A 24,071-nucleotide genomic window follows, 5' to 3' on the forward strand; every position below is an offset into this window, starting at 1 on the left:
GACGCTGCTCTTATGCTTGCCGTAGGTATTATCATCGGTAGTGTAGTAAGCCAGTTTTTAAAAAGTGATACACAACAAGAAAAACAATCAAACTTATCAACTACTACATTATATGTAGGCAATCTACCATATCGAGCCAACGAACATGTTGTCCGCGAACTTTTCGAAGAGCAAGGGCAAGTATTTTCAGTTCGTCTACTTAAGGATAAAAACACAGGCAAACGACGTGGTTTTGGTTTTGTTGAGATGTCTAAGCAAGATGCAGAAAAGGCGATCACTCAACTCAATGAGCGTGAATTTCAACAGCGTACATTAAAAGTAAGAGAAGCAAAGCAAAAACCTGAAGGTGAGATGGATCACTCACCCGCTTAATTAATCTTTATTTAAATTAATTATAGAGATTACTTCTTTACTATCCATTACTGGTGCCGTTGCATAGAAACACACTTCCGATGCACTCGGCACCTTTTCTCCTACTACTATTTGACTTCCCAACAATGACACTGCACGGTTGGCTATTGCTTTGCCTGAATCAACCAGCTCAACATGCTTCTGTAAGCAATTCTTGATATCGTGAGCTATCAAAGGAAAATGTGTACACCCCAACACTAGCCTATCAACAGTGGCTGGAATGTTAAGCCGAGCTATTTCCGCGCACAGTGCCTCTTTATCCAACTCATTATGCCAATAAAAGTGCTCAGCGATCCTTACAAGCTCCGTTGAATGCAAAGTTTCAACTTTACAACCTGAGGTAAAATCCATGATGAGCTTATGCGTATATGCATTATTTGACGTTGCCGGTGTTGCTAATAGTGCGATGTGCTTGGTCTTTGAACTAGATGCAGCAGGCTTAACAGCAGGAACCACACCTATAATTGGTATCTGGGTATGTTTTCTGGCTTCTTCTAATGCGTATGTTGAAGCGGTATTACATGCAATGACGATGAGATCAACATTGTCCAAGTATTGCTGTTGCCAACGAATAAGTCCCTTGATACGTGATTTGATTAGCTCTTGAGGCTGAAGGCCATATGGGAGAAAAGCATTGTCCATAACATAACTAAATGAAACCCCCTGCAAACATGCCTTTAAGTGCGACAGCACACTGGTGCCACCGATCCCCGAATCGAAAACCAAAATATGCGACAAACTTCATACCTCAAATCAATGAAGTATGAAGTTTGCCATGAGTCCTCGCGAAAATAAACTGGCTTAGTTTGTTTGTTTTTGCTCTACTTGCTCTTTATTTAGTTCATTCAGTTTACTAAAAAAGCTACTAGCATAATCCAAAAACTCATTTAGTCTCGACTGACCTTCATTCATCCAAGCAAGCAGGTTTGGCAACTCATTATCGGCATTGAGTCCCTTAGCTTGCTCTTGCACATCTGCTAACTGCTTATTGAGTGGCATAAATGCCTTCTCTAACTCTTTCATTGGATTGCCTTGCTGATATTGAGCAATCGCAGCTGACGTTTTACTTTGTCTTAGATCCATCGTGAAATTAGTGATCTGATCGGAATTTAAACTAAGCGACTTTGCCAAATCGAAAGCTTCATCGTATTCACCACCGAAAAACGAGTCACTGACATTACGGATATCTTCCATCATATCGTTAATTGCTTGCTGCTCCTCTTCGTTCAACTCACCATTAACCTTAATTGAGAAACTGACTTCGTGAGAGGACTTAGTGCCATATGCCATGCCATAATCATTACCTTTTTGCGCGACACTCGCAGCGGCCCCCTGAGCATACGCATCGGAGAATGAAATAACGACTTCATCCCCTTCAGCTGTAGTAAATGCATATTCAGCCTGATTAGAGAGGCTTGCAAACTGTGCGGCACTGATCGCTAATGCCTTTGGCGACTTTTCTTCAAACAATTCTTTTTCAAAATCATCTAAACCTTTAAAAATCCCTTCTCGTGATTTTTCAATACCATCTTCGATGTCGGAATTGAAAGCGCCCATGCCTTTTAACTCTTCGCTGGCTTCATCAATACCCTGTAGCACGCCCTTACGTGCCCCATCTAGCATGGATTTCAATTCGTCATCATTTTTGCCGTCGACTTTGGCTTTCTTCACTGCACCCTGAACAAAATCGAGTACATTTTTGACAATAGATTCAAAATCAAATAGTGGCTTGTCTTTTTTATCTTGTGTCGGCTTCTCAATCCCCAACGCTTCTGCAAGCTTATCATCAAGAATTTTAGCTGCTAGCTTAGATTTATTCCCCGCATAGCTGTCTGAATTAATTTGGATATTTGGTCCTATCCCTTTGCTCTTTCCAGGCTTATGCTGCATCGCTGGATTGAGCAACTGATTTAATTGCCCGATTTTCATGGTATGCCCTCCAATATATTAGTTAGATTATCGGCATATTTGCGCAAAGCTAAAGTATAATGATTAAAAAAACAGCAAACCAGACGCACCAGTGATGCTAGACTGGACAAATTAGCAACGCTCCCTAAAATAGCGCCTCTTAATTCAACATAGATGGTTTTAGCATGGCAGTAATAAAAATTGATGATTCAGCATACGAGCAACAGTTAGCAGATAAAGCTGAGCGTATCACAACACAATTTGCACAGTTTGATGCACCTGCACTTGAAGTGTATGAATCTGCAACTCGCCATTACCGCCAGCGCTGTGAATTTAGAGTATGGCATGAGGGTGAAGATCTGTTTCACATCATGTTTGACCAGCAAACAAAAGAAAAGATCCGTGTTGATAGCTTTGATCCTGGTGCGCCGCTTGTCAATGAAATGATGCAGGTGATGATACATCAGCTGAAAGGCAACGAGATATTGCGTCGTAAACTGTTTCAGATCGACTATCTCACGACGCTGAGCGGTGAAGTACTGATCAGCTTACTTTATCACAAGCAGTTAGATGAAGCGTGGCAAACTGCCATGCAGACATTAAGAGCCGAATTGCAACAAACCTATAAAGTTGATTTTATCGGTCGTGCTAGAAAACAAAAGGTTGTGTTTGGCAACGACTATGTCACTGAAAAACTTAGCGTTAACGGTAAAGAGTATATTTATCAGCAGGTTGAGAACAGCTTTACGCAACCGAATGCGGAAGTGAATCAGAAAATGCTAGCTTGGGCGCAGTCCATTAGTGAACCGCTAAGCAACGACCTACTAGAGCTTTATTGTGGTAACGGTAACTTTTCAATCGCATTGGCAGGCTCATTCAATAAAGTGCTGGCTACGGAGATCTCTAAATCATCAGTAAAGTCTGCACAATTTAATATTGCAGCAAATAAAGTCGATAACTTAGATATTATTCGCATGTCGAGTGAAGAGTTTACACAAGCCATGAAAGGGCAGAAGTTTTCTCGATTAGATGGTATTGATTTACAGTCCTATGATTGCCAAACGATCCTTGTAGACCCGCCCCGTGCTGGCATGGATGAATTGACCTGTCGCTTAGTCGGCAACTACGACAACATTATTTATATCTCATGTAATCCAGACACGTTAGAGCGTGACTTAGCCTTGTTATGTGAAACACATAAAATCGCACGTATGGCGATTTTCGATCAGTTCCCTTATACCCATCATATTGAATCTGGCGTTTACTTAGTGAGAAAGTGATCTCTAACGATTAACGACTGGCTGCCATCGCTGTGATAAGTGCTGGCAGCTGAGTTTCGCTAAAAACCTGAATACCGGATTGCTGTAATAAAGACGCCGTCAGCCCCTGCCCTACTATTTTTTTACCGGTATGACTACCATCGTAAATCAGATTGCTGCCGCAAGACGGACTGGACTCTTTTAACAAGGCAAACTTTATATCGTGCTGAAGGCAAGCCGCTAGCGCTTTTTTAGCACCGAGTTCAAACGCGGTGGTAAAATCATCCCCTTGTTTACTCAAAACTTTACCATCTGTTATTTCAGCCGATGGGCGAGGTGTTGGTAAACCACCAGATACTTCGGGGCATAGCGGTAAGACCCAATTTTTTTGCCGCCAATACTGTAATGTATTGTCTTGCAGGCTTTGTGAAGAGGCGTCATACCTCACCGGATAACCTAATAAACAGCTAGAAACTAAAATTTTAAACATAAAAAAGCCCCGCAATAATTGCAGGGCTAGTCTAATACAAATTAGATTTTATTTCTTTGCTAAATAATTCACCAAAGCAGCAATTTGCTCAGGCTTAGTCGTACCAGACTCACGAAGTAATAGCTTGTATTTACCGTTTACCACGAACATTGGTACTCCTGTTAGCGCGCCTTTATCAGAAAGAGTCTTCTGCATACGTTGCATTTTTGAAGCTTTAGTACGAACAGAGAAACTGGCATAAAGTTTATCAAACTTCTCTTCTTCAACACCTTGTGCAATAAAGATATCTTTTACATCAGCAAGTTCATTGATTTTTGCACGCTTGCCATGGATATGATTAAACATGGCTGCAACTATCTTGTCTTTTTGTGGCAGCACTTCAGCAGTTGCAAGTGCTTGTGCCAACACCTGTTGGATCTCAGGCTCTCTTGGACCAACAAAATCTATATGGCTTTTTTTAAACTTAACGCCCTCGTCCAACTTTGGTTTAACGTCAACGATTAAATTTTCCATTGCGTTACAGGCTGGACAATAAAAAGAAAAATACTCCATTACCTCAGGCTTTTTCGTGCCACGCTCAGCAATAACTTCATAATGTACACCTTCTTCAAATGGCGCAGCCTGAGCAAGAAGAGGAAGCATTAGTGCAACCGCTAAGCCTTTTAATACTTTCAACATACTAACTTTCTCCAGTCGTTATTTTTTTAATAGATATGCGATCAATTCATCAAGCTGCTCTTGACTCTTGATACCTTTCATTTCGATTCTGTATTTGTCGTTTACGATAAAAGTTGGAACGCCTGTAAGCGCACCCGCTTCAGAAAACTTTTCTTGTGCTTTAAGCATGTTATTTTCCGCACTCACGACTGGCATGCTCGTTACAGCCTGATCAAAATTTTCAGCAGAAATCCCATTTAACTCCATTAGCGTTTTCAAATCTTTAATGTCTAACAGTTTGTTTCTTTCAACATGAATAGCATTAAAAATCTTCTCAGCAATCACATCCGCTTTGCCTGCTTGATCAGCAATAATATAGGCATAGCTTAGGTTGCTCTGCGTTTCTGTAGGAACACCTCGCAGGAAGTTCACATGGCTTTTTTCAAAGTACGCCCCCTCAGGTAAGTTCTTTTCAATCGCTTTTGCAATTGGCTCAAAGCGGAAACAGTGAGGACAGTAAAAAGAGAAAAACTCAGTAACTTTCTCTGATTTACTCTGTTCGGTTGTTAAGGTCGTGTAGTGTTCACCTTCGGTAAAGTCTGAAGCCATCGCAGCAATAGGCAAAAGTAATGCAATAAGTGCGATTTTTAATTTTTTTAGCATGTTACTCTCTCTAATTTTAAGGAAATAGGCTCAAACTTGGTTCATCTAATGCAGCAAATTGCTCTTTTAACGCTAGGATCTGTTGTTCCCAGTATTTGTCTGTCGCAAACCAAGAAAAGTTCCGTTCGAATGCAGGATCCTGCCAGCGCTGTGCCAACCAAGCCATATAATTCACCATTCTCATGGCACGTAGCGGCTCAATTAACGCAAGCTCTTTTGAATCAAACGGCATAAATTCTTCGTAACCCATAAGCAGGGTGTCTAACTGTACCAATTGCTCGTTGCGGTCGCCATTTAACATCATCCACAAGTCTTGTATTGCAGGGCCTTGCTGACAATCGTCAAGATCCACCAACATTAATTGATCTCTAGACCACAATAAATTTCCAGCATGACAATCCCCATGAAGCCGAAGTGTTTTGGCAACTTGATACTTTGAGGTTGCTTTGTTAATAACTTGCTCAAGAATAGTAACAAATGGAGTATGTAGATGACTAGGCACTAACTGGCTTTTTAGCAGTGTTTGTTGCGCATCAACCAAAAAACGCTGGGTATTGAGCTGTGGTCTATGCTCGAATGCTCGCTCAGCCGACAGACAATGCAAGCGCCCTAGGTAGCGACCTAAAATTTCTAAGTGATCTAGATTATCGAGCTCAAACTGACGTCCACCAACGCTTGGAAACAACGTATAGCGATAACCTTCATAAAAATGCAGACTACGCCCAGTAATAAGTAAAGGCGCGACAACAGGCACTTCAGCTTCTTTCGCTGCCAGTGCGAATTCATGCTCTTCTAGAATTTGTTCATCCGTCCAACGCGCTGGGCGGTAAAACTTCACCACATAACGTTTGCCGTCCTCAGCACCAAATTGATAAACACGGTTTTCATAGCTGTTTAAGGCCAATAATCCCGTTGTCGGATATATCTCAAGTGCCTCAATCGCATCTAAAATTAGATCCGGTGTCAACGCGTTAAAACTAAAATCGTTCATAATGTTTATAAAAAAGCGAGGTTTTATACCTCGCTTTTACCTTGTTATCTTCCTTTGAAGAAATTGGTCGGCTGCGCCAGCCGTTCTTCAGGATCGTCTTGGTTAATAAGCACAAACTCAAATTCAGTGACTGGCTTTTTCAAATCATATGGATCAATCACAACAGAGAGTGGCACATCTAATGTCGTGCCTGCTGCTAAGTGCACCTCTTGCTTACCGATCACCTGATAATTACTTAGACCTGTTATTGCAATAGAAAATTTCTGCTCAACTTGCGCTTTGTTTATCACTTTCAAGGTATAGGTATTTTCTACCAATCCCTCAATATTGACACGATAAAGCTGATTTCTATCCCGAATAATATCAAGATCCATCGGCTTACGCATCGCAATGTTCGCAACTAATGCACCAGTGATAACGACCAGAATCATTAAATAACCGATTAATTTACCACGTACTGGTTTGGTCTTTTCGCTGGATGATTCTAAATTGCGCTCTGTAGTGTAAGCAATCAATCCACGCGGGTAGTTCATCTTATCCATAACACCATCGCAGGCATCAATACACGCACCACAGTTGATGCATTCATATTGCAAGCCATTACGAATATCGATACCGGTAGGACACACCTGAACGCACAGGTTGCAATCGATACAATCTCCAAGCCCTAGCGCTTTTGGATCTTGCTTGCGTCCTCGAGGACCTCGACTTTCACCTCGTTCGCTATCATAGGCGACGGTAAATGTGTCCTTATCAAACATGGCTGATTGGAAACGAGAGTAAGGACAGATGTGTAAACACATGATTTCCCTCATCCAACCGGCATTACCATAAGTACAAATGGTAAACACGATAATGCTAATGACGGAATAAAATCCTGCAGAAAAAGTAAGTAAATCAGGGATCAACGAGCGGATTGGGGTAAAGTAACCAACAAAAGTGATTGCGGTATACAGTGAAAAGAGTATCCAGCTACCATGTTTTGCCGTTTTTCGCCAAAACTTGTCAAAATCCATCGCTCTCTGATCTAGCTTTTTCCGTTGGTTTGCCGTTCCTTCAAACTTTTCTTCAAACCAAATAAAGATAAACGTCCAAACGGTTTGCGGGCAGGTGTAGCCGCACCATACTCGGCCATAGAAGGTGGTCACCAAGAACAGAGCAAATGCCGCTATCATCAGAATAAAAGCAAAGATAGTCAGATCTTGTGGCCATAGTGTCATACCAAAAATATTAAACTTCTGCTCAAAAATATCGAACAACACCGCTTGATGGCCGTGAAAGTTTAACCAAGGTAAGGCCATAAATGCCAACATACCAATAAAGCCGATACGCCTTCTTAGCAGTTGATGTAGTCCTGACACCGCCCGGACATATATGCGATTGCGAGGATTAAAACGATCGGGCGTAGAGCTATTGAGCGATTTCCCTTCAGTGCCACCTATTGGCTTTTGAATTTTTACTTCAGACGGTATGTTTTTAACCTTGATTCTTTCGTTCTCCATGGAAGCTCCTTAGTGCTTTGGAACGAGATGCACTTGCTACAGTGACCTTGAAAAATACAGGCTAAACTATTGCAATGTGCCCCATGACATAGTTTAGCGCTTACTATTATACGCTTTGAAACTCTATGATTAATAGTAAGTTGAGCTAAAACCCACCATAAATGATGAGAGACTTGTTGCGACCTGACAGACAAGTTTATTACACTAGGAACAAGATTTTTGTTAGCTAGATCAAATCAGCGTCAGATTATGAAAAAATTCTTAGTATTAGCCATTATAGTCGTTGCTCTGTTTACTGTGGATCATCCATTGATTAAAGAGCCAAGAGATAGATTACTCGGTCAAGGCGTTGAAGTGCTAAGCGAGTCCAGCAAAGTACAACGCAGTACGGCCGCAAGGATCGCCAGAGCCAACGTCGTAAAAGCAATTACCATGACAGATGACGAAAAGCGCTATATTGACGAAGCCTTGGCAACAGATGAAAAAGTAAGGCTTTTCCACCTCAAGTATTGTAAAGAAAACGACTATAACTTGTATTTTTACGGCCCCGATCTCGTCAAAATCTGTGAAATTGCAGAGCAAGCCATTCATGAAGCGAAGGGATTATAATGGACTTTAGTCAATTAAATAAAAAGTCGGCAAAATCCTTTAATGATCAAAAGGCACTCATCAAAAAGCTTAGCCAGGGACGTGTTGTCAATTGCCCAAGCTGTCAGCAACCCATTGCACTCAGTTTAAGTCAATCGACGTCAAATAGAGCTGTGGCACAATGCCAACAGGGTTGCACATTTATCGAATTAGATCTCGCGTAAAGCATTTTCGATTAATCAAATAGTCCGCTATTCACTGCGGCAACTTCGACTAACTCAGCGTAGGAAGCAGCAAACTCGTCAGCCAATTGCGCTTGAGTTAGTTGAAACTCTGTCAGTGACTGTCCTACTTTGTCACAGTAAATCGTTAACTGTTGCTCACCAAGTGCAAAAAGCCCCAATTGTTCTGTGCTCACTTGCAAAGCTTGTTTAATATCGTCGGCGAGCGGACTGGACATCAATTGCTCATAAAAGGGCGTCGCCGCCATTAAAAACCCTTCGGCCCAATTAATTTTTTGCTCAAGTGGTGTTTCACCATTCCAAGGCAATTGAAATTCAGTTTCGTATACCTGCTCAGAAATTTCATGATGTAAAGCCATCAATGCAAATGCAATACTCTCATCTAGTTCGGGATCTGCGTTGGTTAAAGTCTTAAGCCACTTATCTACCTCGATACCGTTTGGGTCTATACAGGTAGCAAATAAATATCCTTGTAAAAAAGCAATATCAATAGAAAGTTTGCGCGCAGAAAAGTAGTTTTCTAAATTCAGCTGATCAGCTGCAGTAAAAGAGAAGTCGTGCATAGTGTTGCCTTGAACTTAGGCGCCGTCTCAGCGCCTACAAAAATGCTTTTATATTAATAACTAACCTGAGATTAGATTAACTAAAGTCTGATATGACAGAAGTATATTATAAATTTACTGGGTAGCGACCTTCGCCATCCGGTCTCCCCAAAAACTTAACCGCATCGTGTACTTCTTTCGGTAGACTTGCATCTGGCTTGATATTACCAGATACGCGAAACTGGAAGTTGGCAGCAAGTGTCGCATCAGCCTGTAAGCCCAAGCGATTTTCAGGGTCAACAACCACGGCAATATCTCCTGATTTACAATCGAGCTGGCCACTAAGATCACCGATACTAAACCAACCATTCATGCCTTTAACATCAATATTTGGACTACTTATCTCACCATTTAGTCCTTCGCAATACGGTGCACCACTTTGGTACTCCTTCACATTAACAATAACGCGCCCTTTGGCATCAACCGGCAATGGCAGAGTTACTTGGTCCATAGCCTGTTCAACACTGAAACGAAGTGAGGCATTATTTACCGTCATGGATTTACTTACTAAATTCGATGAGAAATTAGCTTTTCCTGAGATCTCATTTTTATCTCTCGCATTACCAAACTGTACATTGCCTGCCAACTCACCGAGTAGTAATGACGACGGTTCAAGCTCCCACTTAACCTGATTCAATTGAATGTTATTGAATCTCACACCGCTCACTTGACCATGCCAAACAGAACCATTTACTGCACCTAGCTGCAAATTAGCTGGCAATTGGCCTTTAAAAACTTGCAGCAACACCGCAGCTGGCATAGTAAAAGCACTAAAAATAATAAATGCGAGTAAAAATATAATGAGTAGAGATAGTGTTTTCTTCATAATTATTTCTCTAAAACCAAGCGACTAACACGCACAAAGCCAGGTAAATTCCCTTGTGTAAGGTCTAGGTTTTCTACTTTTACTCCATGCTTATTTGTCAGTTCATCTATCCAAGCAACAAGTTTATTAAATTCCACATCATCGATGGTTAAACGCAAGCTTTCGCCACTAGGTTGCATTTTGCTGATATCAATTTGAAAACGGCCACGGGTATTATTAACTATCTGACTGATATTGCCGCCGCTGATCACCTGTGTGGGACTGCTAGATTTCAGCTTACTCACGCTTTGACCAACCCAATTTACGAGTTCGTGGTTACGTTTTAGCTTAGTTTCGGCATCGCTGACAGCTTGATTCAAAGGTTTGAATATACCCATTACTAGAACAAAGACGATAAAAATAACGCCAGCAACAATCAACAGCTTTTGTTCTTGCTCTTTTAAACCACGCCAATAGCTCACTACTTGCTGCTTCATGCTGCACCTCGAATGCGAATTTCACCCACCACAAAGTCACCATCATTGTTCAGGGCGCCCTGTTCAACGCTTACACCGCGTTGCTCTAAAATTGCTTTGACCTGACCAAATACCTGGAACTCTTTTGCGCGTGCTCTAATTCTGAGTTCATTTCTACGTTTGTCGTAACGCAGCGTCTCAGGAGCGAAAGCATCAACCTCTTCATAAATTGCCACAAAGTGATTAGTTAATTCGAGCAAACCGCCTTGTTCCGTGCCAGATAACGCATCAAGCTCATTTTGGATCTGTTTTTTCAATAAGTGCGGACGCACTACTTTATTTGGAAATGCCTGTTGATACATAGCGACCGCTTGGGTTTCTAGCTGATTAGCTTGATGACTTATCACATACAGCTGAGTACCTTTAATTGCGATAAAGCTCACTACTGCCACGCTCGCCGCTATTAGGCCACTGCGCCAGTCACGCCACCACTGCGGCTGCTTTTTCTTCGCAGCGAACCGACCTTGACGCAAATTAAAATCAATATTTGATAGTGATTTAGCGAAGATGGCTAAAGGTAAATCGTAATCTTGTTGTTGCGCCGTAAGCATTATCGTTTCTGAGAAATCGCTTGCCGGGCTAAAATGCGCCAGCTGCTTAACACCCGCAATGGTGAGGTACTCGTTAACCCAGCTAAGTTCTGCTGTGCCAACTTGCCAAGCATTGTGTTTGAATAGCCATTGCTGGCCTAACTGCACGGCACTAGTCATCTCTTCATGAAGCGGCAAACATAAAGCATCCGGTAGCGCTTTATTTACACTGATCCCTGCATCATCGAAGGCACTAAACCAGCTTTGTAGCCAACTGCTATCACAAATCGCAACATCGATAGTATGTGTGTCGGCTTTCATGCCCGGCTTACCAATTGCGATAAATAGCGCATCGATGTCGGTCGCGACATGTTCCTCAAGCATAAACGGTAAGGCTTGCTCAAGTTTCCTATTCCATTTTGCTGGTAATTCTAGCGTGCGTAATTGCACCGCAGTCGCTGGTAGTAACAAAACAACCGGTCTCGTTTGCGCTTTTTCGGCAAGGCTACTAAGCTGTTCACTCCCTTCTAGTTCACCACTGGCAATAATTTGTTGTTGTTCTGTTGACCACACTAACCAGTGTATTGTCGCCTGGTGTGACTGATCCACACGGACCAATAATTGTTCTGTCACTCTACGCCTCCAAATTTACGAGCAAGCACGTACGCTTTACCATCTTTTGTTTCTATAATTGATGTGAGAGAAAAGCGTCGCTCATCAAACACAGCTGTTGCTCGCAACTGAAAATAATTGCTGTTAATCGTAAAAGTTTTGGAAGTCTTGTTAGGGTCTTTGACCCCTTGATTCGCGACTTCCGTGTAAAATTCATTAATATCGGTAAAACCTTTTTTTGGTCTTGCTGAAATAATAGCTTCAGCACCTGACTTCGATAAACCAGGTATAAGCGCACTGAGTAGAAGCGCTTGTTCTGGCAATATCGTATTGACGTTTACCGCGAGTTCCTCACTTCCGGGGATCACGCAAACATAAGGCTTAATCTTTTCCATCACCAGCGGGTTAAAGCCCTTAATCACGCGTAGCTCACTGACAGACGCCATCAAATTATTAGCCGTTAAATAAGGCATCTGATTAGACATATACTCGTCTTCTTCTGCCCCTGAGCGGTAAGTAATGCTATCTTCATCAAGCCAATCGTAGACACTATCAGCAAGAGCTTCCTCGCTTTCGTTACTCGGCAAATCCTCGATATTCTTCAAAAGTTCCAATAGCGCAGCATGGGCTGGGTTTGTATTCTTTCCACCAATCTGCCGACCACCTTGGTCATTTCCATTTGTTTGTGACTTTGCTCTCAAGGCATTCAGGTTTAGGCATGCCTGTAAGTCTGTCACTTTACCGCTCAACGTACCATGATCGACAGGGTAAGGCACTTCTTCACGAGCCCAAGGCTGGTCTAGATTAACGCTATCAGGATCATCTTTTTTCGCTTGTATCAACGCTCTTTTGACTAATTCCTCAGCGCCATAGCTATACCACTTGGCTTGTTGCTGAGTTTGAATATTCGAGGCCTTTTGTACCTGCACCATTAAACTACTCGCCATTTCAGCGGCAATTGTCGCTGCCAACGCAACGATGAAAAGTACGATAACAAGCGCCGCACCTTGCTGCTTCATGGCTATTGCCCCTTATCATCAGCGACACCACTGCCTGGCGTCAAAAATAAACGGCTTATTGGATCCGAGTCTTTTCTTTGCAACGTCACTTTGACCGCTTTAGGTAACGATTTCGATTTCCAATCAGCTTGCCATTTTAGTTTGTCGTCCAAAAATTCAAACTTTAACTCTTCTACATCTTCCAAGATGACCTGCGCTCGGGGCTCTGTTCCATCAAGCTGGTCAACATATACTCGATAAATACGCTCCAGCTTGTCATCGATAACTCGATAGCCCACAGCCTGTAGTTCAGAACGTGGCAATAAACTAATAGGGTTAGTCCAACCATCACGAACAAAAGCGATACCATCATATTGGCTTTCAAGCTCATAACGGCCATGGATAATATAAGTTGGGCTAAAATCCCCAGCTTCATTTCTGACTTCTCGCTTAGTGATCTGATTAAAATCCTGATCCATCAAGCGGAAAGTCGTTTGTAGACCTTCAATTTCGGCAATTTTTTCCGCTGAAGCCGCTTGGGCCTTCAACGTTGAATCTAAAATTTGATGAGTCGCCGTCACCACCACCGCTAAAATAGCCAGTGCCAACAATACTTCTATTAGCGTGAAACCACGCTGAGGTGTATGCACTGTCACTACTTACTCCGGTACATAAAAGTGGTGATGTCATACACTGAGTTTTTGAGTTCAGGTTCGCGGAAAACGTGTACGGTGAGCTTTACAAAGCTAGGATCTGCGGTTTGTTGGATATGCTGTTGCCAATACCAAGTGACCCCGGCCATTTCCTCTTCGCCTTTGTTACCATTCTTCCCATGCCAGTCATCGCCTTGCGCGCGCAAAAATACCAAGCGATTTTCTGCCACCCACGACGCATAGGTCTGCTCTTCAAGCGAGCTGATATGATTTATATGTTCGCTTGTTGCTTGCATTGCAGCAATACCAGCGACAGCACAAATACTTAGCGCAACCATGACTTCAAGTAAGGTAAAGCCTACGCTTTTTCTAGCGTTCATTCTTCAGGTTCCCGCTTCAGCCCTACCGGCGCCATAAATTCGCCTTCGACAAAATATATTGGCTCTTGCAGTTCTTTATTTTCCACACTTAATCTAAATGCGCTGACTTCACCGGAAGATAAAATAAGTACTTGCGGGATCTTGAGCTTTTTAAGTTCAAGTAAATTGTCGTCGTCGCCGCCACTCATCAACTCTCGCCAATTTGCTTGCTCAAGTAAGTTATCTTGAGACCACGGCAGATCTTCTAAGATCAATTCCACTTTGTACTGCTCAGGCAGCTCAATAGGTTTGTAGATATCGTCGGCTTCGAAAGTTCGCCACTTCTCACCGTCAAAAACCAAAAACTCAATCACACCTTTATCTAAGTGAAAACCAAGTTCAACCTGATTTAGTACTGCAAATTCTGACGCAAGATTAATCGTCCCCTGCACACGCATAGCCATGGTTTCGAGCTCTTCTTCATCACTATCACTGACGGTATAAGTAATGAGGTTTACTGAAAAAGCAATGATCACCAAGACAATAAGGACTTCAAGTAAACTGAAGCCCTTTACCTTAGCTAATGCCGGTTTATGCAGAGGTGCTAACATAGATTAACGTTCGTCTTCCGTATCCCAGTTACCGATATCATCATCAGTGCCAACTTCGCCATCCGGACCCATTGAAAAGATATCGATTTGGCTCATTTCGCCAGGGCTTACTAATTGGTAAGGATTACCCCATGGATCTTCTGGAAGCTTAGAAATAAAGCCACCTTCAGGGAAACGTTTTGGTACCGGGTCAATATTGGTTTGCGTTACCAAAGCTTCCAAGCCTTGCTCTGTGGTTGGATAGCGTTTGTTTTTTAGCTTGTACATCTTCATTGCGTCTTCAATCTGACGAATATCTAGACGTGCCTTTTCTTTTGCTGCTTCTTCTTGTTGACCCATCACGTTAGGCGCAACGATAGATAAGATCATACCGATGATAACAAGTACCACCATCACTTCTAGTAGTGAGAAACCTGATTGTTTTTTCACAATGTTTACCTCAATGCTGTTATTGATGACCATGCAAAAACATGCGATGGCCTTTCCTTTTTGACTACAATCCTACGGCTTTGTTCATCGCCATAATTGGCTGAAGAATCGCCATAACTATAAACAGTACAATAATTGCCATCGTCGCTATCATCGCAGGTTCTAGCAACTTCAGCGAGACATTTACCATACTTTCAAATTCTCTTTCTTGGTTATTCGCTGCACGTTCAAGCATCTGTTCTAATTCACCCGACTTTTCACCGCTGGCAATCATGTGCAGCATCATAGGTGGGAACATTTTAGTCTGTTGCAACGACGCTCTAAGGCTTGCACCTTCACTCACCCGAGTCGCGGCTTCTGCAACGGAGGCTTTGATTTTTTCGTTCTCAAGTACTTGACCTGAGATTTTCATGCCCTCAAGTAGCGGAACAGAACTCGATGAGAGAATACTTAAGGTACGCGCAAATCGTGCAGTATTCACGCTACGAGTTACCTTTCCAAGACCCGGTAAACTCAGCAGCTTGCTATCATACCAAAAACGGATCTTAGGTTTTTGTAATGCTTTTTTAATCGCGTAGGTGCCAATGACAACCACTGCCAACGTGATCATCCAGTAGTTTTGTACAAAATTACTGGCAGCCATAACCCACTCGGTTGTCCAAGGCAGTGCTTGCTTAGACTTCTCAAAGGTCTTCAAGATCTTTGGTACTACCGTTCCCAATAGAATGGAAACAATCGCGATAGCAAAGATAACCAAAATAATGGGATACACCATCGCTTGTGTAATTTGACTACGCATATGTTGGCGCTGTTCAGTGTAATCGGCCAAGCGATTTAGTACTTCATCTAAGTGCCCTGACTTTTCTCCAGCGGCAACCATTGAACGGTACAAGTGATCAAATACGTGAGGAAACTCCGACATACCATCTGCAAGCGTATAACCTTCAACGACTTTTGATCTTACCGCCATCAGCATACGCTTTAATCTTGGCTTTTCACATTGCTCAGCCACAGCCATCACCGCAGCTTCAACAGGTAAAGAAGATTGGATCAAGGTCGCCAACTGGCGCGTGATCAAGGCAAGGTCTGATACCGAGGGACGGTAGCCTTTAAAAAGCGTAAAACCACCACTACTTTGGTTTTTATCTTTCTCAGCAGCAGGCAAAACTTCAAGTGGCATCATGGCTTTTTCTCTCAGCATCTGCCTAACTTGCTTTGCCGTGTCTGCTTCTAAAATTCCTTTCTTCTCTTTGCCTTTACCATCTAAGGCGCGGTATTCAAACGCAGCCATTAGCCTTCCTCACGCGTTACACGCATTACTTCTTCTAAGGTTGTTTGACCAGCAAGTACTCGCGAACAGCCATCTTGTCGGATGCTTGGCGTACGCTTACGAATATACTTCTCTACCGCTTGCTCACCTTTACCGTTATGAATAAGTTCACGGATAGGCTCATCAACGATGAGAAGCTCATGAATACCTGTACGGCCTTTGTAACCATTGAAATTACACTCTTCACAGCCGACAGCACGGAAGATTTGCGTGCCACTGTCTTTAGCCACACCCAGTAGTTCACATTCTCGTTCATCCGCCAAATGCGCTTCTTTACAGTTAGGGCAAAGCGTTCTTACCAGTCGCTGTGACAACACGCCTAGCAGTGATGAACTCAAAAGAAACGGCTCAACCCCCATATCTTCCATACGCGTGATAGCACCGGCGGCCGTATTCGTGTGTAGTGTGGATAATACCAAGTGGCCGGTCAAAGATGCTTGAACACCAATTTGCGCGGTTTCTAAATCTCGGATCTCACCGACCATCACTACATCGGGATCTTGACGTAGGATCGCACGTAAACCTCGAGCGAATGTCATATCCACTTTTGGATTTACTTGTGTTTGGCCAATGCCTGGGATCTCATATTCAATCGGATCTTCAACCGTTAAAATATTACGATCCCTAGAATTGATTTGTGTCATGCCGGCGTACAAGGTCGTACTCTTACCTGAACCCGTTGGACCGGTAACCAGTATAATACCGTGCGGTTTAGCAATTATCTCTGCAAACGCGTCGCGGTTTGCTTGGGTCATGCCCAAATCTTCAAGATCTAATCGCGCATTATTTTTGTCTAGTAGACGCAGCACCACGCGCTCACCAAAGCTTGATGGCATCGTCGATACACGCACATCCACGGCTCGCCCCGCAATCCGCAGACTAATACGGCCATCTTGCGGTACACGTTTTTCTGCGATGTCGAGCTTAGCCATTACTTTGATACGAGACACTAATAATGAAGACAACTTACGATTTGGCTTCAATACTTCTTTCAGTACGCCATCAACCCTAAAGCGAATAACCAGTTCTTGCTCAAAGGTTTCGATATGAATATCCGACGCACCTTCTTTTATCGCTTCACTCAACATGGCGTTAATGAGCTTGATAATAGGCGCATCATCATCCGCAGCAAGCAGATCTTCTGTTTGTGGCAATTCTTCAGCAAGCGAGAACAAGTCCATCTCGTTGCCGATGTCTTCCATCATCTGTTGTGTTTCAGAGCTGTCTCTTTGATAAGACGCTTCAAGCATATGTTCAAAGCGGTCTTCATCTAGCGCTTCAAGATGTAATGTTTTGCCTGCAACGCGGCGTACTTCCATCAGCGTTTCAAGGTCAAGTGTGCCTTTGTGAAAGAGCTTAGCCTGATCGCCATCTGGGCTGAGTAACACCCCTTTTCGACGTGCAAACGAAAATGGTAAACGCAATGAAATCGTTGGTACGACAGGCATGTCAGCCACTTCGCCTAGTATTGGCTCAGCGCTTTGTAGCTGCGCTGCCATCTCTTCAGCTTCAGCTCCTAAATCTGGCGTGACTTTTTCATCAATCATTTTCACGCTCTTTTCTGTTTTGTTCTTTCAAGAACTCTTCATACGTCGGTGGCAAAGTAAGCTTGTCGTCCCACTTAGGAAGGATTGGCGTATCTTCAAATGGCATTAACTCGATACCATCTTCTCTTTGTTTATGCTGCTCACCACGGATAAAGTTGTATTTTGAATGGCTAATCTCGTTCATACTGCGGCTATCACGTACAATAGTCGGACGGATAAAGACGAGTAAGTTACGCTTTTCCTTCTTAGTCCCTGTTGATCTAAATAGGTGACCTAACACTGGAATATCACCTAATAGTGGTACTTTAGAAACACTTTCTTGAACGGTTTCGTCAATCAGACCACCTAAGATAACCATGCCGCCATCATCAGCGATAACCGTGGTATTGATAGCACGTTTAGCCACTCGAATATCCACCGACGTCGCACCTTTCACGCTTGATACTTCTTGTTCTATCGTCAGTTGAACCGCTGTGCCATCGTTAATCTGAGGGGTTACTTTTAATTTAATACCCACTTCTTGGCGGTCCACCGTTTGGAATGGGTTTGAGTTATTGTCGTTTGCAGTAGAACCAGTCACGATCGGTACTTCTTCACCGACGATCATGGAGGCTTCTTCGTTATCCATAGTAGTAACAGACGGTGTAGCTAGAATATTTGAGTTGGTATCCGTAGTTACCGCTTGAATGATTGCCCCCCAATCATTCTTCACAATACCAGCCGCCAGACCATTTATATTTTTCAGTAGGCCTGCCAAACCGCTATAATCTCCGCGCTCGGTAGTGGTGGTATTAGATACATCATTATCGTCTGTTCCAACGATAGTTCCTTTAATCTCTCTATCACGTGCTTGTTCAGCAGCAACAGCTAGTGAACCGATCGGAACAGTGTTGCCATCATTAAACTGCAGCATACCGCCTTTTTCAGAGATCCATTGTAAGCCAAGGTTAATACCATCAGCTTCAGAAACCTCAACAACGATCGCTTCAACCAGTACTTGAGCTCGACGAATATCTAACTTTTTAATCACCTGAGTTAATGAGCGCATTGTATCTGGCTGTGCGGTAATCACCAGCGAGTTTGAGTCTTCATGCGCCTCAATACTGGTTTCATTTTTGCTACTACTGCGAGTTCTTGCTTGCTGACCTGCGGCTTGCTCTTCTTCAATTGATTTACTCACGCCTTGAAGAACCTTAACCAAATCTTCCGCTTTTGCGTAATTCAGATAGAAAACCTGAGTATTGCCTTGAGATTGTAGTTCATCATCTAAACGCTTGATGAGTTCAGCCGCCCGGCTACGGGCCTGTGATTCGCCACTAACAATGACGCTGTTGGTACGGGTATCTGACACAATTTTCGGGATAAGGAAGTCTGGTACACCGCCTTTCCCTGAGTCTTGGAAAATCTTTTCAACGACTTTAACAACATCTTCAGCAGTGGCATGCTTCAGCTTAACGATATCAACACGCTTATCGCCCGCTTGGTCAACCGTTTTGATAATATCAACAAGGCGATTAACCGAGGACGCATGTCCGGTTAGCATCATCACGTTTGCTGAATTTAGATTGGTTACGTGACCACCATCTTTTTGGTCACTGAATTGACGAATAAGTGGACCAAGCTCTTGCACACTAACGTTCTTCACGCGAACAACGCGTGTTACCATTACGTCACCATTCCCTAGCTCTTCACCAGATACCAAAGGCACGTTCGACTTTTTACCATCAGAACTACGAACTACCTTAAGCACACCGCTATCCATTTCAATAACTGAATAACCATATACTTCAAGCACGTTTAAAAAGAACTGATAATAAAGTTTTTCATCCATCAGCTCATAACTGCGAACATTGATATTTCCGCGCACGTTAGGGTCTATGATGATAGTTTTATTCAGCTTATCACTAACGATATTAATGAATTCATTAATATCGGTACCTTTGAAGTTCGCGGCATATTCAACCGCAGAAACAGAAAGTGAAATACCAGCAGCAATCAAGAGCGTTGCATACTTAGCTAACCCTTTTTTGGTTTTTGTGAGGTGTAGCTTTTTACCCATTATTCTAAAACTCCAAAATTAGTAACTTTACAGGCTAAACTGCACATCCATCACCTGACCGTCTCGCTCGATCGTGATGTTTGCATCTGTGCTCGTTCTAAGTTCATTTATAGCTGACATAGCCTGTTTCATATCCGTGAGCTGAAACCCATTAATTGCGATCGCTAAATCATTCGCTTTAAGCCCCACCTGTTCGAACAATTCAGGATCCTTTCCAGGTGAGAGGCGATAGCCAATAACTTCGCCGTTACGCTGTTCCGGAGCAATCTTAATATAATCAAATAATTTACCTGGATCGCTGAGCAATTCCTGGCGACGATTAGCTAATTCATTTCGAGGTGGGGTAGGTGAAGTTGTGCTGTTGACGATTTTCTTTGGCTTAGTTGGCATCGCCACAGTGCGACTAAACTCTATGCCATCTAACATCAGCGTTTCAAAACGCCCACTAACATCTAAAATCACACGATCAGGTAATACCCGAGCAAGCTTTGCGCGAGTGCCTGTGATTGGCGCGTCAACAGAATAGGTCTCTTGCCGCCCCTGAGATTCAATAATAGCAAGGCCTGCACCATCATCTTGGCTAACAGCCACGATGCCAGTTAGCCTAACGTTAAGCGTTGTTTCCGGTGCATCAGAAACCACGGGCTGTGGTTTGGTATCAGGCTTAGCATTTGCTTCACCAAACAAATTTTGAGCGACAATTCCTTGGCTTGTGATACCGCTACTTGATTGACTATACAGTTGTGATGCAGGGAGCAAGGGTTGAGTTTGTGGCACAGGCCATAACAACCAAAATAATTGCGAAAAGAGAAACGCAACGTAAACAACCGACAGGACAACAATGATACGACTCAATTTTGCATGAGGCAAACCAAGCCAAAACTTCTGAAGCTGTTGTAACTGTAATTCCATATAATACTTTTCTTATTCTCTTGAACGCCCCAGTGTACCGCCTCGAAATTTTTTCAACAAGCGTGCATTTGTTAAACTTTTAATTAAATAGGTACACCGTAGGCCAATTAACTGAATCTAAACTTAACCTTGGAACATAGACACACATATTAGTTCATTTTTTAGGTAAAGTGCGATTAACTCACAAGTTTAGTGCCTGTCATCTACTTTGTTTGCATAACGAAATATGCTAAATTTGTTAGGTTAAATTTCACACTAGCAAATAGTTAACGAATTGTGACAAAACTCCAACAGGAAAACAACCAATCTGAACAGAAAGTTCGTATTGATAAGTGGTTATGGGCAGCTCGCTTTTACAAAACACGAGCGCTTGCTCGCGATATGGTCCAAGGTGGCAAAGTACATTACAACGGTCAACGCTGTAAACCAAGTAAAACGGTTGAAGTCGGCGCGGTAGTGAAATTAGCCCAAGGATATGAAGAGAAAGAAGTAACCATACTCAAAATCATGGAAAAGCGACAAGCGGCTCCAATTGCTCAAACTCTTTATGAAGAGTCTGAAGCAAGTATTGAAAAACGAACGCAAAACGCGTTGGCGCGCCAAAACAATAGTTTGTTTGCGCCTCGTCCTGCCACTAAGCCGGACAAGAAACAACGCCGTGAATTACTTAAATTGAAATCAAACTAGGATTTTCATTGATGCAGACTGATTTACTTCATCGTTATATTTTCGACAAGTTAGATGTACGTGGTGAGCTTGTACAAATAGAACAAACTTTTACTGACATCATTAGCGGTCACAACTACCCAGAGCCTGTGCAACAGCTATTAGGCGAGTTATTGGTTGCGACGAGTTTGCTTACCGCTACGTTAAAATTTGAAGGTGACATTGCGGTTCAGCTTCAAGGTGATGGTCCAGTAAAATATGCGGTGATCAATGGTAATCACAAACAACAGATGCGCGGCGTGGCAAGGCTGCAATCTGAGGTTTCAGGATCATCTGTACCTGAGCTCATGGGCAAAGGGTATATGGTTATCACCATTACGCCGACAAAAGGCGAACGCTATCAAGGCATAGTTCCTCTTTCTAAAGCATCACTTGCCGAATGTTTAGAAGAGTACTTCGAGCAATCAGAGCAATTGAAAACCCGTTTATGGTTCGCAACAAGCCTAGTTGGCGATAAAGTGAAAGCGGCAGGTCTGTTTTTACAAGTACTGCCTGTCAATAAAGAAAAGTCTGTTGCCGATTTCCAACATCTTGAAGCACTAAGCGACACGATTAAAGATAGAGAGCTACTAGATTTAGACGCCAATACCGTACTAACAAGACTGTATCACGAAGACAATCCTCAACTTTTTGAACCACAAGCTATCTCGTTTGTATGTGGATGTAGCCGTGAAAAAACCGAGAATGCGCTGGCCAATGTCGGACTAGAAGCCTTAATGGAAGACTTGCAAAAACACGGCGAAGTCAATATTAGCTGTCATTACTGCTTGAAAAACTACGTTTTTAACGAGCAAGATATTAAATCGTTATTTAATTAAGTTGCGCTTTAGCCCTTAATTGCAAAATGAAACCGCCATTTTTGGCGGTTTTTTAATGTCTATTGGGTGATACCGGTGTCATAAAACATACAAAAGTTATGACACCGGTATCATTGAAATTATTCAAGTTTTTTGACGTTTTTATGTAATTTTAAGCACTCTAAAGGCTCGAATATCTCAATTTCATCTGTTACTATAAATTTAGCTAAGGGCAAGAGTACCCCAGAGCTATCCCGTTCAACTCTCACTTTTTAGGTATAAACATGACTTCAAGCGCTACTCGTTTTGTCGATTTAACCGCAGCTGAACTTGTCGAACACGCTATCCGTCGTGGCGAGGGCACTTTAGCCGCAAATGGAGCTTTTGTTGCAAAAACTGGTCGTCGTACTGGACGTTCACCAAACGACCGTTTCATCGTAAAAGAATCAAGCACAGAAAATGACATCCAATGGGGTAACGTAAACCGCCCATTCGAAGGTGCTAAGTTTGATGCTTTATGGGCTCGCGTAGAAGCGCACGTTCTTGAAAATGACCACTTCGTCTCTCACTTAGAAGTCGGTGCGGATCCAGAGCACTATTTACCAGTCGTTGTAACGACTGAAACTGCTTGGCACCACATTTTCGCTAAAAACATGTTTATCGAACCTAACTCTTATAACAAAACTGATTTACCTGAATGGCAGGTGATGAACGTACCTTCTTTTGTTTGTGATCCTGAGCGTGATGGCACAAACAGCGATGGTACCGTTATCATCAACTTTGCACAGCGCAAAGTGCTAATCGCAGGTATGCATTACGCCGGTGAAATGAAGAAGTCGATGTTCTCTGTACAAAACTTCTTACTACCAGCAAAAGGCGTGCTACCTATGCACTGTAGTGCAAACGTAGGTGAAGCTGGCGACACAACGTTATTCTTTGGTCTATCAGGAACAGGTAAAACTACGCTTTCTGCGGATCCTAAGCGTTTTCTTATCGGTGATGATGAGCACGGTTGGGCGCCAGGTAGCGTATTCAACATTGAAGGCGGTTGTTATGCGAAATGTATCGACCTGTCACAAAAGAACGAGCCAGTTATTTGGGATGCAATCCGTTTTGGTACTATTTTAGAAAACGTCGTGCTAGATGAAACGCGTACTCCTGACTATACCGATTCAAGCTTAACGCAAAATACGCGTGCAGCTTACCCTCTTGAGCATGTTGAAAAGCGTAAAGTTGAAAACCGCGCGGGCGAGCCTCGTGCAGTTGTATTCTTAACTTGTGACGTGAGCGGCGTATTACCTCCAGTTTCAATCCTAAGCGAAGAAGCTGCGGCTTATCACTTCCTTAGTGGTTACACGGCGAAAGTAGGCTCAACTGAGATTGGTTCAACCTCTGATATCGAATCAACTTTCTCAACTTGTTTTGGTGCTCCTTTCTTCCCGCGTCCAGCAGGCGTGTACGCTGAGCTACTAATGAAACGCGTGCGTGAGTTTGGCGCTAAAGTTTACCTAGTAAACACAGGTTGGACTGGTGGTCCTTATGGCATTGGTAAGCGTTTTGACATTCCAACAACTCGCGCCGTGATTGATGCAATCGTAAACGACACATTAGAGGGCGTTGAGACACAGCACATTGAGGCACTAAATTTAGATGTACCAGTGGCAGTAGAAGGTGTTGATAGCAAGCTACTTAATCCGGTAAATACATGGCAAGATCAGGCTAAGTATGCGGAATATGCAGCTAAACTTGCGGCTGACTTCAAAGAAAACTTCGCTAAATACGATGTTTCTGAAGCAATCAAAGCAGCAGGTCCTCGCGGCTAAACCTAAGAAAGATTCCTTTATCAAAAGCGCC

General features: G+C 42.9%; 27 protein-coding genes (1 of these 27 cut by a window edge). 7 read left to right on the top strand and 20 right to left on the bottom strand.

Features of this window, described 5'->3' with window-relative positions; all coding sequences use genetic code 11:
• Positions 1 to 372 carry the 3' portion of an RNA-binding protein gene (locus GSF04_RS21650; RefSeq protein ID WP_039490939.1) on the top strand. It extends 96 nt beyond the left edge of the window, so only the last 372 of its 468 coding nucleotides appear in the window; the start codon falls outside the window, past its left edge; the stop codon is at positions 370 to 372.
• Here GSF04_RS21650 and murI read toward each other — a convergent pair whose 3' ends face one another.
• Both murI and GSF04_RS21660 read right to left on the bottom strand, forming a co-directional pair.
• Entirely contained in the window at positions 373 to 1,149 is a 777-nt protein-coding gene (gene murI, locus GSF04_RS21655) for a glutamate racemase (RefSeq protein WP_082083420.1), read from the bottom strand.
• A 63-nt stretch (positions 1,150 to 1,212) separates the two neighbouring features.
• Positions 1,213 to 2,340 (bottom strand): DUF5610 domain-containing protein, encoded by a 1,128-nt coding sequence (locus tag GSF04_RS21660; protein ID WP_211858772.1) that lies wholly within the window; start codon positions 2,338 to 2,340, stop codon positions 1,213 to 1,215.
• 164 nt (positions 2,341 to 2,504) lie between these two features.
• Here GSF04_RS21660 and trmA point away from each other — a divergent pair, with 164 nt between their 5' ends.
• A complete protein-coding gene (gene trmA, locus GSF04_RS21665; protein WP_211858773.1) occupies positions 2,505 to 3,599 on the top strand; it encodes a tRNA (uridine(54)-C5)-methyltransferase TrmA in 1,095 nt (364 codons plus the stop codon).
• Positions 3,600 to 3,609: 10 nt separating this feature from the next.
• Here trmA and GSF04_RS21670 read toward each other — a convergent pair whose 3' ends face one another.
• Genes GSF04_RS21670 through ccoG form a run of 5 tightly spaced genes read right to left on the bottom strand, consistent with a single transcriptional unit; the run spans position 3,610 to position 7,881 of the window.
• Positions 3,610 to 4,068: a DUF523 domain-containing protein gene (locus GSF04_RS21670; RefSeq protein WP_211858774.1), complete on the bottom strand. Its 459-nt coding sequence runs from the start codon at positions 4,066 to 4,068 to the stop codon at positions 3,610 to 3,612.
• Positions 4,069 to 4,116: 48 nt separating this feature from the next.
• A complete protein-coding gene (locus GSF04_RS21675) occupies positions 4,117 to 4,746 on the bottom strand; it encodes a thiol:disulfide interchange protein DsbA/DsbL (protein WP_010604382.1) in 630 nt (209 codons plus the stop codon).
• Between the two features lie 18 nt (positions 4,747 to 4,764).
• Positions 4,765 to 5,388: a thiol:disulfide interchange protein DsbA/DsbL gene (locus tag GSF04_RS21680; protein ID WP_039490929.1), complete on the bottom strand. Its 624-nt coding sequence runs from the start codon at positions 5,386 to 5,388 to the stop codon at positions 4,765 to 4,767.
• 16 nt (positions 5,389 to 5,404) lie between these two features.
• Positions 5,405 to 6,379: a serine/threonine protein kinase gene (locus tag GSF04_RS21685; RefSeq protein WP_010378535.1), complete on the bottom strand. Its 975-nt coding sequence runs from the start codon at positions 6,377 to 6,379 to the stop codon at positions 5,405 to 5,407.
• A 44-nt stretch (positions 6,380 to 6,423) separates the two neighbouring features.
• Positions 6,424 to 7,881 (bottom strand): cytochrome c oxidase accessory protein CcoG, encoded by a 1,458-nt coding sequence (gene ccoG / locus GSF04_RS21690; protein ID WP_039490925.1) that lies wholly within the window; start codon positions 7,879 to 7,881, stop codon positions 6,424 to 6,426.
• Between the two features lie 249 nt (positions 7,882 to 8,130).
• On the opposite strand from ccoG, the gene GSF04_RS21695 reads away from it, so the two are divergent.
• The gene (locus GSF04_RS21695; protein WP_026001103.1) at positions 8,131 to 8,490 is read left to right on the top strand and encodes a hypothetical protein; all 360 of its coding nucleotides are present in this window, start codon (positions 8,131 to 8,133) and stop codon (positions 8,488 to 8,490) included.
• Positions 8,490 to 8,693 (top strand): hypothetical protein, encoded by a 204-nt coding sequence (locus GSF04_RS21700; protein WP_010604378.1) that lies wholly within the window; start codon positions 8,490 to 8,492, stop codon positions 8,691 to 8,693. Before GSF04_RS21695 ends, GSF04_RS21700 begins: the two co-directional genes overlap by 1 nt.
• 11 nt (positions 8,694 to 8,704) lie before the next feature.
• On the opposite strand, the gene GSF04_RS21705 is transcribed toward GSF04_RS21700, so the two are convergent.
• The 13 genes from GSF04_RS21705 to gspC form a co-directional block, all read right to left on the bottom strand.
• Entirely contained in the window at positions 8,705 to 9,274 is a 570-nt protein-coding gene (locus tag GSF04_RS21705) for a UPF0149 family protein (RefSeq protein ID WP_045988282.1), read from the bottom strand.
• Positions 9,275 to 9,380: 106 nt separating this feature from the next.
• The gene (locus GSF04_RS21710; protein WP_039490918.1) at positions 9,381 to 10,139 is read right to left on the bottom strand and encodes a type II secretion system protein N; all 759 of its coding nucleotides are present in this window, start codon (positions 10,137 to 10,139) and stop codon (positions 9,381 to 9,383) included.
• A 2-nt stretch (positions 10,140 to 10,141) separates the two neighbouring features.
• The gene (locus tag GSF04_RS21715) at positions 10,142 to 10,615 is read right to left on the bottom strand and encodes a type II secretion system protein M (RefSeq protein WP_211858775.1); all 474 of its coding nucleotides are present in this window, start codon (positions 10,613 to 10,615) and stop codon (positions 10,142 to 10,144) included.
• The gene (gene gspL, locus GSF04_RS21720) at positions 10,612 to 11,817 is read right to left on the bottom strand and encodes a type II secretion system protein GspL (RefSeq protein WP_211858776.1); all 1,206 of its coding nucleotides are present in this window, start codon (positions 11,815 to 11,817) and stop codon (positions 10,612 to 10,614) included. The genes GSF04_RS21715 and gspL overlap by 4 nt, the downstream gene beginning before the upstream one ends.
• Complete coding sequence (gene gspK / locus GSF04_RS21725; protein WP_211858777.1) at positions 11,814 to 12,815, bottom strand: type II secretion system minor pseudopilin GspK; 1,002 nt, start codon at positions 12,813 to 12,815, stop codon at positions 11,814 to 11,816. Before gspK ends, gspL begins: the two co-directional genes overlap by 4 nt.
• A 2-nt stretch (positions 12,816 to 12,817) precedes the next feature.
• The gene (gspJ, locus tag GSF04_RS21730) at positions 12,818 to 13,450 is read right to left on the bottom strand and encodes a type II secretion system minor pseudopilin GspJ (protein WP_211858778.1); all 633 of its coding nucleotides are present in this window, start codon (positions 13,448 to 13,450) and stop codon (positions 12,818 to 12,820) included.
• Positions 13,450 to 13,827: a type II secretion system minor pseudopilin GspI gene (gspI, locus tag GSF04_RS21735; protein WP_039490909.1), complete on the bottom strand. Its 378-nt coding sequence runs from the start codon at positions 13,825 to 13,827 to the stop codon at positions 13,450 to 13,452. The genes gspJ and gspI overlap by 1 nt, the downstream gene beginning before the upstream one ends.
• The gene (locus tag GSF04_RS21740; protein WP_039490907.1) at positions 13,824 to 14,417 is read right to left on the bottom strand and encodes a prepilin-type N-terminal cleavage/methylation domain-containing protein; all 594 of its coding nucleotides are present in this window, start codon (positions 14,415 to 14,417) and stop codon (positions 13,824 to 13,826) included. The genes gspI and GSF04_RS21740 overlap by 4 nt, the downstream gene beginning before the upstream one ends.
• Before the next feature lie 3 nt (positions 14,418 to 14,420).
• A complete protein-coding gene (gene gspG / locus GSF04_RS21745; protein WP_026001105.1) occupies positions 14,421 to 14,846 on the bottom strand; it encodes a type II secretion system major pseudopilin GspG in 426 nt (141 codons plus the stop codon).
• 64 nt (positions 14,847 to 14,910) lie between these two features.
• Positions 14,911 to 16,137 carry a type II secretion system inner membrane protein GspF gene (gspF, locus tag GSF04_RS21750; protein ID WP_010378505.1) on the bottom strand — a complete coding sequence of 409 codons (1,227 nt, stop codon included), beginning with the start codon at positions 16,135 to 16,137 and terminating at the stop codon, positions 14,911 to 14,913.
• Positions 16,137 to 17,675, bottom strand: coding sequence for a type II secretion system ATPase GspE (gene gspE / locus GSF04_RS21755; RefSeq protein WP_275041413.1), 1,539 nt, complete (start codon positions 17,673 to 17,675; stop codon positions 16,137 to 16,139). Before gspE ends, gspF begins: the two co-directional genes overlap by 1 nt.
• 40 nt (positions 17,676 to 17,715) lie before the next feature.
• Positions 17,716 to 19,782: a type II secretion system secretin GspD gene (gene gspD, locus GSF04_RS21760; RefSeq protein WP_039490902.1), complete on the bottom strand. Its 2,067-nt coding sequence runs from the start codon at positions 19,780 to 19,782 to the stop codon at positions 17,716 to 17,718.
• A 27-nt stretch (positions 19,783 to 19,809) separates the two neighbouring features.
• Complete coding sequence (gene gspC, locus GSF04_RS21765; RefSeq protein ID WP_039490900.1) at positions 19,810 to 20,694, bottom strand: type II secretion system protein GspC; 885 nt, start codon at positions 20,692 to 20,694, stop codon at positions 19,810 to 19,812.
• Between the two features lie 276 nt (positions 20,695 to 20,970).
• Between gspC and hslR the strand changes: the two genes are divergently transcribed.
• From hslR to GSF04_RS21780, 3 genes are all read left to right on the top strand, one after another.
• On the top strand, positions 20,971 to 21,381 hold the full coding sequence (gene hslR, locus GSF04_RS21770; RefSeq protein ID WP_010378496.1) for a ribosome-associated heat shock protein Hsp15: 411 nt from the start codon (positions 20,971 to 20,973) through the stop codon (positions 21,379 to 21,381).
• Positions 21,382 to 21,392: 11 nt separating this feature from the next.
• Complete coding sequence (hslO, locus tag GSF04_RS21775) at positions 21,393 to 22,238, top strand: Hsp33 family molecular chaperone HslO (protein WP_039490898.1); 846 nt, start codon at positions 21,393 to 21,395, stop codon at positions 22,236 to 22,238.
• A gap of 263 nt (positions 22,239 to 22,501) precedes the next feature.
• Entirely contained in the window at positions 22,502 to 24,040 is a 1,539-nt protein-coding gene (locus GSF04_RS21780; protein ID WP_010378491.1) for a phosphoenolpyruvate carboxykinase, read from the top strand.
• The last annotated feature ends 31 nt before the right edge of the window (positions 24,041 to 24,071 follow it).

It is taken from the genome of Pseudoalteromonas sp. A22 (genome assembly GCF_018141345.1).
GTDB classification, from domain to species: Bacteria; Pseudomonadota; Gammaproteobacteria; order Enterobacterales; family Alteromonadaceae; genus Pseudoalteromonas; species Pseudoalteromonas maricaloris.